Annotated in this window: 13 protein-coding genes; 2 read left to right on the plus strand and 11 right to left on the minus strand. The window is 64.9% G+C overall.

Annotation, left to right across the window (positions count from 1 at the left end; all coding sequences use genetic code 11):
* Nucleotides 1-12 precede the first annotated feature (12 nt).
* The 10 genes from HDG39_RS26510 to HDG39_RS26555 form a co-directional block, all read right to left on the minus strand.
* Nucleotides 13-870: a glycine betaine ABC transporter substrate-binding protein gene (locus HDG39_RS26510; protein WP_184010010.1), complete on the minus strand. Its 858-nt coding sequence runs from the start codon at nt 868-870 to the stop codon at nt 13-15.
* 183 nt (nt 871-1,053) lie between these two features.
* Nucleotides 1,054-2,244 (minus strand): FAD-binding oxidoreductase, encoded by a 1,191-nt coding sequence (locus HDG39_RS26515; protein WP_184010012.1) that lies wholly within the window; start codon nt 2,242-2,244, stop codon nt 1,054-1,056.
* Nucleotides 2,245-2,278: 34 nt separating this feature from the next.
* Complete coding sequence (locus tag HDG39_RS26520; protein WP_184010014.1) at nt 2,279-3,565, minus strand: aromatic ring-hydroxylating oxygenase subunit alpha; 1,287 nt, start codon at nt 3,563-3,565, stop codon at nt 2,279-2,281.
* Nucleotides 3,566-3,638: 73 nt separating this feature from the next.
* Nucleotides 3,639-4,418, minus strand: a complete 780-nt coding sequence (locus HDG39_RS26525; RefSeq protein WP_184010016.1) for an electron transfer flavoprotein subunit beta/FixA family protein — start codon at nt 4,416-4,418, stop codon at nt 3,639-3,641.
* Nucleotides 4,415-5,602: an electron transfer flavoprotein subunit alpha/FixB family protein gene (locus HDG39_RS26530; protein ID WP_184010093.1), complete on the minus strand. Its 1,188-nt coding sequence runs from the start codon at nt 5,600-5,602 to the stop codon at nt 4,415-4,417. The genes HDG39_RS26525 and HDG39_RS26530 overlap by 4 nt, the downstream gene beginning before the upstream one ends.
* 7 nt (nt 5,603-5,609) lie before the next feature.
* A complete protein-coding gene (locus tag HDG39_RS26535; RefSeq protein ID WP_184010018.1) occupies nt 5,610-7,535 on the minus strand; it encodes a (Fe-S)-binding protein in 1,926 nt (641 codons plus the stop codon).
* A gap of 2 nt (nt 7,536-7,537) precedes the next feature.
* On the minus strand, nt 7,538-9,601 hold the full coding sequence (locus HDG39_RS26540; protein WP_184010020.1) for an NADH:flavin oxidoreductase: 2,064 nt from the start codon (nt 9,599-9,601) through the stop codon (nt 7,538-7,540).
* Between the two features lie 25 nt (nt 9,602-9,626).
* Nucleotides 9,627-10,166, minus strand: a complete 540-nt coding sequence (locus HDG39_RS26545; protein ID WP_184010022.1) for a DUF5943 domain-containing protein — start codon at nt 10,164-10,166, stop codon at nt 9,627-9,629.
* 43 nt (nt 10,167-10,209) lie between these two features.
* Nucleotides 10,210-11,181: a dipeptidase gene (locus HDG39_RS26550; RefSeq protein WP_184010024.1), complete on the minus strand. Its 972-nt coding sequence runs from the start codon at nt 11,179-11,181 to the stop codon at nt 10,210-10,212.
* An 18-nt stretch (nt 11,182-11,199) separates the two neighbouring features.
* Nucleotides 11,200-12,474, minus strand: coding sequence for a serine hydroxymethyltransferase (locus tag HDG39_RS26555; protein ID WP_184010026.1), 1,275 nt, complete (start codon nt 12,472-12,474; stop codon nt 11,200-11,202).
* 418 nt (nt 12,475-12,892) lie between these two features.
* Here HDG39_RS26555 and HDG39_RS26560 point away from each other — a divergent pair, with 418 nt between their 5' ends.
* The gene (locus HDG39_RS26560) at nt 12,893-13,888 is read left to right on the plus strand and encodes a GlxA family transcriptional regulator (protein ID WP_184010028.1); all 996 of its coding nucleotides are present in this window, start codon (nt 12,893-12,895) and stop codon (nt 13,886-13,888) included.
* A gap of 19 nt (nt 13,889-13,907) precedes the next feature.
* Here HDG39_RS26560 and fdhA read toward each other — a convergent pair whose 3' ends face one another.
* The gene (fdhA, locus tag HDG39_RS26565) at nt 13,908-15,107 is read right to left on the minus strand and encodes a formaldehyde dehydrogenase, glutathione-independent (protein ID WP_184010030.1); all 1,200 of its coding nucleotides are present in this window, start codon (nt 15,105-15,107) and stop codon (nt 13,908-13,910) included.
* A gap of 280 nt (nt 15,108-15,387) precedes the next feature.
* Here fdhA and ampC point away from each other — a divergent pair, with 280 nt between their 5' ends.
* Nucleotides 15,388-16,569, plus strand: a complete 1,182-nt coding sequence (ampC, locus tag HDG39_RS26570) for a class C beta-lactamase (protein ID WP_184010032.1) — start codon at nt 15,388-15,390, stop codon at nt 16,567-16,569.
* The last annotated feature ends 4 nt before the right edge of the window (nt 16,570-16,573 follow it).

The following is a 16,573-nucleotide window of genomic DNA, read 5'->3' on the forward strand; positions in this document are numbered from 1 at the left end:
CGCCTGGCCGAGTTACTTCACCCAGCTATTCACCCGATCCGCATGCGAGCTGACCCACGCGTCGGCCGCTGCAGCCGGCTTTTCGCCATTCTGCGTGGCCAGCATCACCGTGTCGATCTCGCCCGGCTTCCATTGGAACTTCTTCAGGAACGCGACCACGGTCGGCGCTTTTTTCTCGAGCTCGGGATTCACCACGCTATCCACGTGCTCGGCTTCACCGAATACCTTCTTCGGATCGTCGAGGAATTTCAGCTTGTACTTGGCGAACATCCAGTGCGGCTTCCATCCGGTCACGATGATCGGCTTGCTGGCCGCCTCCGAGCGCGCCAGTTCGGCGGTCATCGCGCTTCCGGAACTCGGCATCAGCTGATAGTCGAGCCCATAGGCCTTGATCGCCTCGCTGGTTTTCTGCATCACACCCGCGCCGGCATCGATGCCGACGATGCGCGCGCCGAACTCCGCCTTCTTCGCCTGCAGATCGCCGACGCTCTTCACGTCCACGTTGTCCGGCACGATCAGACCGATCTTCGCGTCGTTGAAGTTCGGCCCGAGGTCGACCACCTTGTCCTTGAAGTTGTTCCAGTAGGCGCCGTGCGTGACCGGCAGCCACGCGGACAGCGTCGCGTCGAGATCGCCGCGCGCCACGCCCTGCCACATCACGCCGGCCGCCACCGGCACCAGTTGCACCTGATAACCGAGGCGTTTTTCGATCACCTCGGCGGCCACGTTCGAGGTCACCACGCTATCGTCCCAGCCCTCCACGTAACCGATCTTGATGGTCGGTTTCGAATCGGCCGACACGCCCGCACTGACCGCCGCCAGCATCACCCCCAACGCGCTTGCCACCACTCTCTTTCCGATCAGTCTCATCGACGTTCTCCCGTTGATCCATTTGCCCATTGACGCGTTTGCCATCGAACCGCACATTGCGTATTTAGAATCGCCAGCCAGAATTGCCGGGTAGCGTTGTTTTGCGACATGCAGTTGTCCGCATGCGACTTCCACGCAAATCCGCGCAGTGTTTGCCGTGTTGTTGTGGTGTTATCAGTCGTATTACTTGTCGACGACGAGATCGGTCAGCGGCTTGCTACAGCACAGCAGCACCATGCCTTGATCGATCTCACGCTGACGGATACCGCCCGCGTGCTTCATCGCCACTTCGCCCGACACGAGCTTCACCTTGCAGGTGCCGCACATGCCTTGCGTGCACGACGCCGGCAGCCGCACGCCCGCCTGCTTCGCCGCATCGAGCACATGCTGGCCGCCGCCGCACTCGATCTCGCGATGACTGCGCGTAAAGCTCACCTTGAAACGCGTGGCGGTTTCGGCCGGCGCGCACGCATCGCTCAGCGTGTCCGCGACATGCGCTTCGGCCATTTGCGCAGCCACTTCGCTGACGGTCTCGAACGAGAAGCTTTCCTCGTGATAGTGCTGACGATCGAAGCCGCCTTCATCGAGCAGATTGCGCACCGCCTGCATATACGGCGCGGGGCCGCACGTGAAAATCTCGCGCTCCAGAAAATCCGGCGCAATCAGTTTCAGCAGCGGCAGCGTCAGAAAGCCGGTGATGCCGGGCCAATTGGTGCGCGTGCCCACGCGTTCGCAGACGAACGCGGTGCGGAAATGCGCCTGATTGGCGGCGATCAGATCGAGCTCGCGCGCGAAGATGATGTCGTCCGGCGTACGCGCGCTGTGCACGAAGACGATATCGCTGTCCTCGCCGAGTTCATGATGCGCGCGGCTCATCGACATCAGCGGCGTGATGCCCGAGCCCGCAGACAAAAACAGGAACTTGCGCGCCGGATGCCGCGCGCAGGTGAATTCGCCGGCTGGGCCCAGCACGCGTACCTGCATACCCGCATGCAGATGGTCGTGCAGCCAGTTGGACACCGGGCCGCCCGGCACGCGCTTCACGGTGATCGAAATCGTATGCGGCCGTGTGGGCGGAGACGAAATCGTATAGCAGCGATTGACGCGCTCGCCGTCAATCTCCAACTCCAGCGTGATGAATTGCCCCGGCTCGAACACGAACGCCCGACCGGATGGCGCGCGGAAGAAGAAACTCTTCACGTCGTGCGTTTCGCTGCGGACCTGGCAGCACTCCAGCGTGTCGTCGGCGTCGCTGCTCCAGCGCGCCGGCAGCGCGTCCCAGAAGCGCGGCTGCGAGACACGGCTCGGCGCGTCAACTGGATTCTGTGAAGGCTGCTCGATGTCCGGTTGAAACATGGCCTGATCGCGCATCATGGTTGTCCCCCCGCTCCTCATCGCGGTCTTGCGCTCAGCGCACGAACGACACGACTTTCTCGTCGTGCACCGCCCGTGGGTTCGCGTCGTAATCCGCGAGACGGCCGATATACCACTCGCAGAACTTTTCGACGAGTCCTTCGGTGAACGGCGAATAAGGCCCCGGCTCATACGCGCTACTCGTCGCGCCGCGCTGCGAATATTCGACGAGCGCGCGATCCTGGTCGTTGGTCGCGCGCCACACGGCGGTCAGATTGTCGACGTCGTAATCGATGCCTTCGCGCGCGTCCTTGTGCACGAGCCATTTGGTGCGCACCAGCGTCTTGCCGGCCGACAGCGGAATCGCCGAGAAACTGACGATGTGGTCGCTCATGAAGTGATGCCACGAGTTCGGCTGGGTCCAGAACGACAGGCCGCCGAGATCCGCATGCTTGAAACCGCCGAGCAGCTTCTTCGAGGCGACCTTCGCGTCGAGCGTCTGCGATTCGCCGTCGCGATCGAGCGGCAGACGTTGCGTACGAAACCCGGTGACCAGGTCGGCGAGCCGTTCGATTTCCGCCGACGGCAACTGCATCGCCTCCCACTGCGCGGTGCGGCGCGCGACCGTCGTCTCGAACGCGGCCATGCCCTCCTCGTTCGCCGGCGTGCGCTGATAACCGAAACCGTATTCGTACAGCGAGATGGTCAGCTCCGGATGGTTCGCGACGCAGTGATAGCACTCGCGATTGTTTTCCATCGTCAGCTTCCAGTTGCCCTCCTCGATGATGTCGATCGACGCGGCGATCTTGCAGCCGGCCAGATCGTGCGGCAACAGATACGGTTCCATCGCGGCGCGCATCACGGCGAAATCGGCGGGCGGCTGCTCGGCGAGGCAGATGAAAATCAGTCCGGCGAGATTTTCGACATGCACCGCTTTCAGACTATGTTTGCAGCGCTCGAACTGCTCGCCCATGTGCTCGGCGAACATCAGGTCGCCATTGAGGCTATACGTCCAACTGTGATACGGACAGACGATATTGCCGAGCGAGCCCTTGCCGGTATTGCACAGACGCGCGCCGCGGTGGCGGCATACGTTATGAAACGCGCGCACCCGCATGTCGTCGTCGCGCACGATCAGGATCGAATCGTCGCCCATCTCGACCGTCACATAGTCGCCCGGCTCGGGCACGTCGGGCTCGACCGCGACCTGAATCCAGTGCTGACGGAAAATCGCGTCGATGTCGAGCGCGAAGATGTGCTCGCTGGTATAGAACGGCGCTTCCAGCGTGTAATTCTGCTTGCGGCGTTCGATCATTGCGCGAACGTCTGCGGAAACTTTCATTGTGTGCTCCGTTGCGTGTCACGTCTGGCGCCGCGCCAGGCCCTCCTGGTCGCATGCTGGCCCGAGCCGGAATTCAGTAATCGACCAGTTGATGCTCGCGCAAATACGCGAGTATCACTTGTGCTTTTTCGACGGAACTCCCTTCAATTACGACGCTGCCGCCGCGGCTCTCGGACGTCGTCGCCGACAGCATGCGCGCGTGGCCTGAGCGTTTTTCGGCGGCGGCGAGGCGCACCGGTTTCGCTGTGGTGGGGCCGATCGTCCATGCGGACCGTTCGGGAGTGGTGCCGTGCCGCGGGTCGGCGACCGGCGCGACGGCGCGCTCGATCGTGCCTTCGCGCATCCGTGCATACGCGTACGACGTCGCGACGTTCGCGAGCGGATGCACGGCGACCAATGCCGGCAGCCGCACTTCGACGCGCCGTCGCAGGCCCTTCGGCATGAACTGCCGGACCTGCGCTCGACCGTCGCGCAGCGCCAGATCGACGGCGGCGCCGACGAGCGGCACCGCCAGCGCATGCGCGACGCGATACGGCAGCATGCCGCTATCGAAACCGCCTTCGGCGAGCGTGCCGGTCAGCACCAGCTCGTAGCCACGCAAACGCCCGGCGAGTTGCGGCGCAGGATCGGCGTCGGGCGGCATCTCGAGCACTTCGACCGAACGCGCGCCGAGCGCCAGATACTCGTTCAACGCGGCGTTCGACGGATCGCCCGCGTGCAGCACGTCGAGCGTCGCGCCATGCGTTCTGACGAGCGACAGCGCCAGCGTCAACGCCGCCGCATCGTTGCGGCTGTAGCGCGCGACGCCGCTGACCGGGTGACGTCCGACTGAAACCAGCACGGCGATCTTCATGCGAGCACTCCTTCGGCAAGCTGGCCCGGTTGCAGCAGCGCGGCCGAGGTGGCGCGCGCGGCGTGCGCCGCGGCCGCCGCCTCGTTGAGCGCCGCGATGGCTTCCTGCGCGTCGGCGATCACGGTCAGATTCGCGCGCTTCGCGATCGGCGCGCTCGCGTCGAGATTCACCGCGATCACATGGCGGCAATCCTTGATGCCTTGCAGATGCTGCACCGCCCCCGAGATGCCGAACGCGATATACACGCTCGCCTCGACGGTCTTGCCGGTCGCGCCGATCTGCTTGTCGCGCGTGAACTTGCCGTCGTCGACGGCAACCCGGCTGGCACCGATCGCCGCGCCGAGGGTCGTGGCGAGTCGCTCGAACGCGGGCACGTCGCTGACGCCGTTGCCCGCCGACACGATGAAATCCGCCTCCTCCAGCGCGACCTGCGCCGCGTCGATTTCGTCGATGCCGAGATCGTGTATCGCTCGTTGCGCGACCGTGCTGTCCGCTTCGTGGTCGAAGCGCCACGCGACCCGCTCGCCCGCGCCGACGAACGGCAGCTTCGGATCGACCGCATTCGGCTCGAGCAACACGACCTCGGGCAGCGCGCGGCTGGCGAGCGCCGTATTCGCGCGAATATAGGTGCACACGTGCCCGGCAGCGATCTCGACGACGTGCGTCGCGACGCTTGCATCGGCCGCCGCCGCATAGCGGCGGCCGAGGTCGCCGTCGCCGGTCGCGTTGTCGGGCAGCAAGACATGGGCTGGCGCATAGGCCGCGACGCAGGCCGCCAGCGCATTCAGTTCATCGTCCGGCGCGTACGTGCGGCGATCGAAGATCGGCAATTCGATCAGCTTGTCGGCGCCGAGTGCGGCGGCATCGCCGGTGAATTCGCCGAACACCAGCAGCACGACTTCGGTGTGCGTGTCCGCGATCAGCGCGGCGGCGGCGAGCGTCTGGCGCGCATGTTCATCGAGCGCGCCGCGGTCCGCGTGCGCCGCGACCAGCAGCACATGGTGCGGCGTGGCCGTCGTGCGGCGCGGCTTCGGCTGTTCGCCATGCGCGGCGTGACGCGCATCAGCCAGCGACGCACTGCCGCCGGCGTCCGCGATGCCAACGACGCCGAGCGTGATGCGCCTGAGTCCCTGTGCCGTCACCGTGAACGGCCGGCGCGGATCGATTCGTTTGAGCGTGTTCAGCATCGCGTTACTCCAGCGCCGCGGCAACCAGTTCGGCCACGTCCAGCACTTCCGGTCGCGGCCCCACCACCCCTTCGAGCATCGCGGTGCAATTCGGACAGCCGACCGCGACGATTTCCGCGCCGCTCGCGCGCGCGTCGTCGATACGGATGTCGGGAATCCGCCGTTTGCCGGGAATATCGGTCAGCGGTGCGCCGCCGCCACCGCCGCAGCAGCGTCCACGCAGGCCGTGACGCTCCATCTCGACCACCTTGATGCCGATGCTCTTCAGCACCCGGCGCGGCGCTTCCGTCTCGCCGTTGTAGCGGCCCAGATAGCACGGGTCGTGATACGTGATGTTGCGCTCCGCGGCGGCGGCGGCCGCGCGCGGCGACAGCTTGCCGCTCGCGATCAGTTCGTCGATCAGCGCCGTGTGATGCTGCACCTGATAGAGCCCGCCGAGCGCGCGATACTCGTTGCGCAGGCTATGCAGCACGTGCGGATCGGCGGTAACGATGCGCGCGAACGAGTACTGCGCGAGCGTCCCGATCAGCGTACGGGCCAGTTGCTGGAACGTCGCTTCGTCGCCGAGCCGCCGCGCGGTGTCGCCGGTATCGGTCTCGACACCGCCCAGCACCGCGTAGTCGACGCCCGCGCGGTTCAGCACCTTGACGAGCGCGCGCAGCGTGCGCTGATAGCGCATGTCGAACGCGCCTTCGCCGGCGATCAGCAACACGTCCACGTGACGGCCCGGCTGCGCGACCTGCACCTGCAGATCGACGGCCCAGTCGTAGCGCGCGCCGATGTCGTAGCCGTTGAGGCTGCCGGTTTCGCGCAGATTCGCGAGCGTCGCCGGCCCCTTGCCCGGCACGCTGCCTTCGACGAGCGTCTGATTGCGGCGCATGTCCACGATCGCGTCCACGTGCTCGATCAGCATCGGGCACTCCTGCACGCAGGCGCGGCAAGTCGTGCAGGACCACAGCGTGTCCGCTTCGATCAGCGTCGAGATCAGCGGCTTGCCGGGCGCGCCCGCGTGCTTGCCGACAGCAATGCCGGGCGTCGGGCTGCCTGCGTACTGCGCGTCGGTGCCGCCGACCATGCCGGTTACCAGATCCTGAATCAGCTTCTTCGGATTGAGCGGCTGACCGGCCGCGAACGCGGGGCACGCCGCTTCGCATTTGCCGCATTGCACGCAGGCGTCGAAGCTGAGCAACTGGTTCCAGCGGAATTCGACCGGCTTGCCGACGCCGTATTCCTTCGCGTCGAGCAGCGGGGTTTTAAGCGCGGTGGGCGGCACGGCATCGCGAGCGTGACGCGCTGCGGTGGAATCGGCAAAGCGCTCCTGGCGCGGATGAAACGCGAGATGCAGCAGTCCGGCCAACGCATGTTTCATCGGGCCGCCACGCGCCGCGCCGAACGTCATCGTGAACGCGCCCGCCGCGATCAGCAGCGCGACGATCACGGCGAGCGCGCCGGACATCGCCGTCGCGGGCAGCGCGACGAACAGCACGAGACCGAGCGCGAATGCGCCGAGCAGCAACGGCAACTGATCCCACGGCCCGCGCGAGAGTCGCGCCGGCACCGTCTTCGCGCCATGCCGGCGGCGCCACATGAACACCGTGCCGATCAGCATCGCCAGCGCGGCGAGAAAGATCAGTTTGTCGAGCCACGGCGAGTAGATCGCGAGGCCGTAGTTGACGAACACGAGCGCCATCGCGAGGATCGCTCCGCCCGCCGTGGCAACGTGTGTGCGTGCGATATACGGATCGCGTGCGACCACGTGATGCAGATCGACGAAGTAACGCTTCGGGATCGCGAGCAGATTGGCCCAGCCATAGGCGCCCGCGACGGTCGCGCGGCCCTCGCGCCAGTAGGCGGCGCGGCGCGCCAGCGCGAACGCGAGACCGGCCACCGACACCCACAGCAGGACGGTGATGACAAACACGGGGCTCATCGTCAGAAGTCCTTGCAAAGGCGCAGCGCGTCGTAGATCGCGCCGTGAATGTTGTGCATCGAGATGCAGTCGCCGACCCGGAACAGCAGGAAGCGGCCGTCGCCGAGCTGCTCGTCGAGGCACGGCTGCGGTTCGGACGCGAACAGTTTGTGCACGTCGAGCTGGCCGCGATTGACCGATTCAGGCTTCAGTTGCCAGTAAAGTCGGTCGTTCGGCGTACTGCCGTTTTCGATCACCACCTGATCGACCGCGCGCTCCTCCTGCTCCTCGGTGTACTCGTTGCGGATCACGGCGATCTTCTTGCCGTCATCCTCGTACACCCTGTCGAGCCAGTAATTGGGCGTATGGATCACGCCTTGCGCGTACAGACGGCGATAGAAGATCGGGAACGTGGTGCCGCCGACGTCGTCGGCGACCTTCACGTCGGGCGTGACGATCTCCACGTTGGCGCCGCGGCTCGCGATGAAATCGGCCACACCCGCCCCCGCATGCGTGCTGACGCCGTCGTACACGAGCACGTTCCTGCCCGGCTCGACCTTGCCGGCCAGCACCTCCCACGAACTGACCGCGAGCCCCGCGTCGACGCCCCACGCCGCGACCTGCGACGTGAACGCCGAACCGCCGGTGGCGAGCACGACGATGTCGGGCTTCTCGGCCATGATGGTCCGCTCGTCGGCGGCGACACCGAGGCGGCGGTCCACGCCGAGGCGCTTCGTCTCCATGTCGAACCAGCGCACGATGCCCGCCATCTGCTCGCGCTGCGGCGCTTTCGCCGCCAGCATGATCTGGCCGCCCACGTGATCGTTCTTTTCGAACAGCACCACGTCGTGACCGCGCGACTTCGCGACGCGCGCCGCTTCGAGCCCCGCCGGCCCCGCGCCGACCACCACGACCTTGCGCTTCGGCCCGCGCGACCTGGCAATCACGTGCGGCATCGTCGCTTCGCGCGAGGTCGCCGCGTTCTGCACGCACAGCACGTCGAGCCCGTTGTACTGACGGTCGATGCAGTAGTTCGCGCCGACGCACTGCCTGATTTCGTCCTCGCGGCCGTCGCGGATCTTGATGACCATATGCGGATCGGCGATCTGTGCGCGCGTCATGCCGACCAGATCGACCATGCCGCTCGCGAGCAAGCGCTCGGCCTGGCCCGCGTCGCGAATGCTTTGCGCGTGCATCACCGGCACCTTGACGACCTGCTTGATGCCGGCCGCGAGATGCACGAACGGCTCGGGCGGCAGCGCCATCGGCGGCATGCAGTTGGCGAGCGTATTGTGCGTGTCCGCGCCGGAACCGATCACGCCGAGATAGTCGATCAGGCCCGTCTCGCTCATCGCCTGGGCAATCTCTTTCAGCTGCTCGTGATCGAGCCCGTCTTCGTGGAATTCGTCGCCACACATGCGCAGGCCGACGCAGAAGTCGGCGCCCACCGCCGCGCGCACCGCCCGCAACACTTCGACGCCGAAACGCAGGCGATTTTCGAGCGAGCCGCCCCATTCGTCGGTACGGAAGTTGGTGCGCGGGCTCCAGAACTGATCGATCAGATGCTGGTGCGCCGCCGAGATCTCGATGCCGTCCATGCCCGCATCCTTCACGCGCTTCGCGGCCGCCGCGAAGTCGCCGATGATGCGGCGGATCTCTTCGACCTCGATGATCTTCGCGTTGCCGCGATGCACCGGCTCGCGCACTCCCGACGGCGACATCAGATGCGGCCAGTGCTCGCCGTGAAACGCCGAGCGACGTCCCATGTGGGTGGCCTGAATCATGATTTTCGCGCCATGCGCGTGCATTGCTTCGGCGAGCCGCGCGAGCGGATCGACGATCCGGTCGGTGGCGAGATTCACCGACTTCCACCAGCCTTGCGGGCTGTCGATCGACACCGGGCTCGAACCGCCGCACACGGCGAGTCCGACTCCGCCCTTGGCCTTTTCCTCGTAGTACCGGATATAACGGTCGCCGGGCAGGCCACCCGGCTCCGCATAGACCTCCGCGTGCGCGGTACTGACGATGCGATTGCGCAGCGTCAGCTTGTTCAACGTGAGCGGCTTGAAAAGGTTCGGGTAACGCATCGCGATCGACCTCGGAATGCCCGGATTAGATTGACGCGAGCGGCGAGACTTCGAACACGCAGTGCTCGTGTCCCTCCGCCGCGCAGCGCGCTTCTTTCGACTGCGACGGCGGGCCCTTGCGCGCGCCGTCGGGCGCGGTATCGTTGACCCAGTCCATCGCGCCCGCGAACCAGCCGGCGAACATGTAGCAAAGCTTGCCGGTCTTGCCCGGTTGCGCGAGCACGAACGACGAGTGCCGCAATTCGATCCGCGCATGCGAGCTGGCCGGATCGGCTTCGATGAGCTTGAAGATGCCCCAGCCGCGCTGCGACAGACGGTTCAGGTAATGCTCGAATACCGCCATGCCGGCAAGACCATGTTGCTTCGCTTCCTTCTCGCACCAGAAATAGGCGGACTTGTGACCGGCCTTGTAGAGAATCTCCGCGTACGTGTCGCGGCCGAGCGCTTCCTCGACGGCGACGTGGTTGTTGGTGAAGAAGTGGCGCGGCACGTACAGCATCGGCAGCGCGTCGGTGATCCAGACGCCGGTGTCGGGATCGACGTCGATCGGCAGTTGCGGTTGCATGGGAAGGCTCCGTTTTTATCCGCTATAAAAGAAGGGGTAAAGCTCACACCGTCCAGACTTCGCCGAACACCCGTACCCAGTTTTCGCCCATGATCTTGCGGATGCGCGTCTCGCTCCAGCCGGCGCGTTCCATCGCGGCGGTCAGGTTCGGAAACTCGCCGATCGTGCGAATGCCTTCGGGATTCACGACCTTGCCGAAGTTCGTCAACTGGCGATAACGGCCCTTGTCGTGCGTGATCCAGTCGAAAAACTCGGTGCTGTAGCCCTGCGTGAAATCCGTGCCGATCCCCACCTGGTCCTCGCCGATCAGGTTCACCACGTACGCGATCGCCTCGATATAGTCCTCGACGGTCGCATCCGGTCCGCGCTTCAGGAACGGCGCGAACATCGTCACGCCGACGAAGCCGCCCGCGTCCGCGATCTCCTTCAGCTGCTCATCGGTCTTGTTGCGCGGATGCTCTTTGAGCCCGGACGGGCAGCAATGCGAATAGCAGACCGGTTTCTTCGAAGCCGCGATCGCCTCCGACGACGTCTTGCCGCCCACATGCGACAGATCGACCATGATGCCGACGCGGTTCATCTCCTGAATCACTTCGCGCCCGTAACCGGACAGACCGCCGTCGCGTTCGTAGCAGCCGGTGCCGACCAGGTTCTGCGTGTTGTAGCAAAGCTGCACCACGTTGACGCCGAGATCCTTGAACGCTTCGATATAGCCGAGGTTGTCCTCGAACGCATGCGCGTTCTGGAAGCCGAAGATGATGCCGGTCTTGTTCTCTTCCTTGGCGCGGAAGATGTCGTCGGTGGTGCGCACCAGCGTGAGGATTTCGCTGTATTGGCGGATTTGCTGCTTCATTTCGGCGATGTTGTCGACGGTCTTCTGAAAACTCTCCCAGACCGACACCGTGCAGTTCACCGCGGTCACGCCGCCCTTGCGCATGTCCTCGAACACCGAGCGCTCGAACTTCGAAATGTTCAGCCCGTCGATGATGATGCTGTTCTCGTGCAGTTGACTCATCGTTTGCTCCACGCGTACTCAGTAAATGGGAAAGCGCTCGCACAGCGCGAAAATCTCGCGGCGCACGCGTTGTTCGGTTGCGGTATCGCCTTCGGGCGACACGCGCAGCGCATCGAGCACCTCGACGATCAGACGCCCGACCTCGCGGAATTCGCTGACGCCGAAGCCGCGCGTCGTGGCCGCCGGTGTGCCGAGGCGGATGCCGGAGGTGATGGTCGGCTTCTCCGTATCGAACGGAATGCCGTTCTTGTTGCAGGTGATGCCCGCGCGCTCCAGCGCGTGTTCGACCTGATTGCCCTTGAGCCCCTTCGGCCGCAGATCAACCAGCAGCAGATGGTTGTCGGTGCCGCCCGTCACCAGATCGACGCCGCCCGATGTGAGCACCTCGCCCAATGCCCGCGCGTTCGCGAGCACCCTATCGATATAGGTTTTGAAGCCCGGCTGCAGCGCCTCGCCGAATGCGACCGCCTTGCCGGCGATCACGTGCATCAGCGGGCCGCCCTGCAAGCCGGGGAACACGGCAGAGTTGATCTTCTTTGCGATCTCCTCGTCGTTGGTCAGCACGAAGCCGCCGCGCGGACCGCGCAAGGTCTTGTGGGTGGTCGACGTGACCACGTGCGCATGCGGGACCGGATTGTCATGGCGGCCGGCCGCGATCACGCCGGCGATATGCGCCATGTCCACCATCAGCTTCGCACTGGCGCCATCGGCGATCGCACGCAGCCGCGCGAAGTCGAGCGCGCGCGGATACGCGGAGAACCCGGCGATCAGCAGCGTCGGCTTGTGCTGTTGCGCCAGTTCCTCGATCTGCTCGTAGTCGATCAGCATCGTGTCGCGCCGCACGCCGTACTGCACCGCGTTGAACCACTTGCCCGACAATGCGGGTTTCGCGCCATGCGTCAGATGCCCGCCCGCGTCGAGCGACATGCCGAGCACCGTATCGCCCGGCCTGGTGAGCGCGAGCATCACCGCGCCGTTCGCCTGCGCGCCGGAATGCGGCTGCACGTTGGCAAACTTCGCGCCGAACAGCTGCTTGATGCGATCGAGCGCGAGCGTCTCGATCGCGTCGACGTATTCGCAACCGCCGTAGTAACGCTTGCCCGGATACCCTTCCGCGTACTTGTTGGTCAGCACCGAGCCCTGCGCGTCGAGCACCGCGCGCGACACGATGTTTTCCGACGCGATCAGCTCGACTTGCGACTGCTGGCGCTCGAGCTCTTTCAGAATGGCGCCGCGCACGGCCGGGTCGCGCGCCGCTAGCGAGTCTTCGAAGAAGGGATTCGGGTTCGACATGGAAGATCCGTGAGATCGTTGACGGGAAGGCCGCTGCGGGTTGCCGGCGGGATCGCGCTACCGCTTTGCCTTGGGTCTATTCTTGACGGTCGCCCGGCGCGTCTATTTACGAATTCAGACGCGTTCTTTGCCTTTTCCGCCATGCGCAACCTTTTTCGACAAGTCGGCGCGATCCGCGCGCTCAGCGCTGCACTACAACGCAGTATTCCTGCGCCGATCGGGTGCGCTGCAAGGGCGTCGCCGCGCTGTTCCGGTGCCGCGCGGATGCTTTCATCAGTCGATTGCTTAGCTATTCCAGGCTTTGTGCGCAGTATCCAAGGGTTTAGCCTGATGGCACGGTAGTTGCCCTGATACTCAGAATTGAGATAGTCGCCCTCCCCACGGCGACGCGACATTTACATCAGGAATCACCGTTCCCATGTCCACCGATCGCACGGCATCGTTGTCGCATTTCGCATTCATGCCGGTCCCCAACTTCACGATGATCGCCTTCTCGAACGCGATCGAAGTGCTACGCATGGCGAACTATCTGACGGGCCAGACGCTTTACCGCTGGTCGATCGTGAGTCCCGCCGGCGGGCCGGTCATGGCGAGCAACGGGTTATCCGTCGATACGGGTCCGGTCGAATGCGTCGGGCAACCCGATATCGTGTTCGTGGTCGGCGGCATCGACGTGCAGCGCTCCACCACCGCCGAGCACCTGTCCGCGCTGCGCCGTTTCGCGCGCATGGGCTGCGTGCTGGGCAGTCTTTGCACGGGCACCTATGCGCTCGCGCGCGCCGGCCTGCTGGCCGGTTACGCGTGCGCGATTCATTGGGAAAACATGTCGGCGCTGAAGGAAGAGTTTCCCGAGACGCGCTTTCTGAAAGAACTATTCGTGATCGATCGCGATCGCGTGACCTGTACCGGCGGCGTCGCGCCGCTCGACATGATGCTGAACCTGATCGCGCCGCGGGTTGGCACCGCTCGGGTCACGCAGATCGCCGAGCAGTTCATCGTCGAACACGTGCGCGACACCAGCGCGCAGCAGAAGATGCCGCTCGTCGCGCGGCTCGGCTCGGCCAACAAGTCGCTGTTCGAAGTGATATCGCTAATGGAGAACAACATCGAGGAGCCGCTGTCGCGCGAAGAGCTGGCGCGGCTCGCCGGCATGTCGCAAAGGCAGTTGCAACGGCTGTTCCGCGAGCATCTGGGCATGACGCCGACGCACTACTATCTGACACTGCGCCTGCGGCGCGCGCGCGAGCTGCTGTTGCAGACCGACATGTCGATCATGCACATCACGATGGCGTGCGGCTTCCAGTCGGCCTGCCACTTCTCGAAGAGCTATCGCGATGCGTTCGGCACCGCGCCGACGCGCGAGCGTCGCAAGCAGGTGCCTTCGCTATCGAATGCGCCGGTGATGGCCGCTTGATACCAGCGGCCAACCAAACTCAAGCGGCCTTCAACAACCCGTGCGGGTCGATCACAAACTTCTTCGGCGCGCCGCCGTCGAATTGCCGGTAACCCTCGGGCGCATCGTCGAGCGACACCACCGTCACGTTGACGATGTCGGCGATCGGCAAACGGTCCCACAGGATCGCCTGCATCAGATTGCGGTTGTACTTCATGACCGGCGTCTGTCCGGTGTGGAACGAGTGCGATTTGGCCCAGCCGAGCCCGAAACGCAAGCTGAGGCTGCCCTGGCGCGCGGCGGCATCGGTCGAGCCCGGATCGTCGGTCACGTAGAGTCCGGGAATGCCGATCGCGCCGGCCGCGCGGGTGATTTCCATCAGCGAATTGAGCACTGCGGCCGGGGCCTCCTCGTGTGAGCTGCCGCTGCCGTGACCGTGTGCTTCGAAGCCGACGCAGTCCACCGCGCAATCCACTTCGGGCTTGCCGAGAATCTGCTCGATCTGTTCGCCGAGCGTCGCGTCCTTCGACAGATTGATGGTCTGGAAGCCCATCTTGCGCGCATGCGCAAGGCGTGCCTCGTTCATGTCACCGACGATCGTGCAGGCCGCACCCAGCAGGCGCGCGGACGCGGCCGCCGCCATGCCCACCGGGCCCGCGCCCGCGATGTAGACGCTCGCACCGGGCTGCACGCCGGCCATCACCGCGCCGTGATAGCCGGTCGGCAGAATGTCGGACAGGCACGTCAGGTCACGGATCTTCGACATTGCCTGCGCGCGGTCGGGAAATTTCAGCAGGTTGAAGTCCGCGTACGGGACCAGCACGTATTCGGCCTGGCCGCCGATCCATCCGCCCATATCGACGTAGCCATACGCGCCGCCCGCGCGCGACGGGTTCACGTTCAGGCACACGCCGGTATGCTGCGCCTTGCAGGTCGGGCAACGCCCGCAGGCGACGTTGAACGGCACCGACACCAGATCGCCGACCTTCAGCGTCTCGACATCGCGCCCGACCTCGATCACTTCGCCGGTAATCTCGTGCCCAAGTACGAGGCCGACCTCGGCGGTCGTGCGGCCACGCACCATGTGCTGATCGGAGCCGCAGATATTCGTGCTGACCACTTTCAGGATCACGCCGTGGCCGATCGAACGGCCGCGAGGATCGACCATCTTCGGGTAGTCGATCGATTGCACTTCGACCTTGCCCTGCCCCAGATACACGACGCCGCGATTGCTGCTCATTGTCTCGTCTCCATGTTCGTGAGCGGCACGCCCCGCACGCCGCGCGGCGCACCGTTTCACCAGCGTAGCGGCCGCCCGGAGCGACACCTGTGTCGAACCCGACACGCGTTTGGCTTCAGCCGACAACGCCGGCGCCGCTCGCATTGCCGCCCACAACTTTTTCTTTACCGTCGCCTAACTTATCCTCGTTTGCCAGCGGTTCGCAAAAGCCGGATAGTGCTGCCTCAGCCGAATCGCCGATCCACCGATTCACACTCCCCCGACCGAGGACCCGTTTGCAATGAAGACCCGAGCGCTCAAACTGATAACAACCGCCACGTTCGCGCTGTTCACGCTCTGCGCGATCTCACCCGTCGGCCATGCGGCCGAGCCCACCGCCGCGCAACTCCAACCGACCATCGATGCCGCGATCAGGCCGCTGATGGCGAAGTACCATATCGCCGGCATGGCGATCGGCGTGATCGACGACGGCAAGCCCTACGTCTACAACTACGGCGTCGCATCGACGCAAACCGGCAAGCCGGTCACACGCGATACGCTGTTCGAACTCGGCTCGGTCAGCAAGACCTTCACGGCGACGCTCGCGTCGTATGCGCAGCTCGACGGCAAGCTGTCGTTGTCGGACGGCACGGAGCGCTATCTGCCGACGCTGCGCGGCCGCCCGTTCGGCCAAGTCAGCCTGCTGAACCTCGGCACGCACACGCCTGGCGGCCTGCCGCTGCAGGTGCCGGACGACATCCACAACAACGCCCAATTGCTGCAGTACTTCCACGACTGGCAGCCCGCTCACGCGCCCGGCACGTTCCGCACCTACTCCAATCCCGGCATCGGTACGCTCGGCCTGATCGCCGCGAAGAGCATGGGCCAGGACTTCACCGTGCTGATGCAGCAACGCGTGTTTCCGGCGCTCGGTATGAAAAGTACCTATATCGACGTGCCCGCGGCGAAAATGCCGGACTACGCGCAGGGCTATGCGAAAGACGGTGCGCCGATCCGCCTGACGGGCGGCGTGATTTCCGCCGAAGCGTACGGGGTGAAGTCGACCGCCGCCGACATGCTGCGTTACGTGCAGGCAAACATGAATCTGATTCCGCTCGACAGCCAGCTCCAGCGTGCGATCACGGACACGCATACCGGCTACTTCCAGTCCGGCGTGCTGACTCAGGATCTGATCTGGGAGCAGTACCCGTATCCGGTCGCGTTGCCGACCCTGCTGGCCGGCAATTCGCCGGAGATGGTCCTCAACGGGACGCCGTCGACCGCAATCAAACCGCCGCTGCCGCCGCAGCAGAACGTCTGGATCAACAAGACCGGATCGACCAACGGGTTCGGCGCGTATGTCGCGTTCGTGCCGCAAAAGCGGATCGGCATCGTGATGCTCGCCAACCGCAATTTCCCGAACGAGGCCCGCGTGAGCGCCGCGCATCAGATCCTCACGGCGCTGGATGGTGGCAAGCCCTGATACG

The organism is Paraburkholderia lebeckiae (assembly GCF_014201005.1).
In the GTDB taxonomy this organism is placed as follows: domain Bacteria; phylum Pseudomonadota; class Gammaproteobacteria; order Burkholderiales; family Burkholderiaceae; genus Paraburkholderia; species Paraburkholderia tuberum.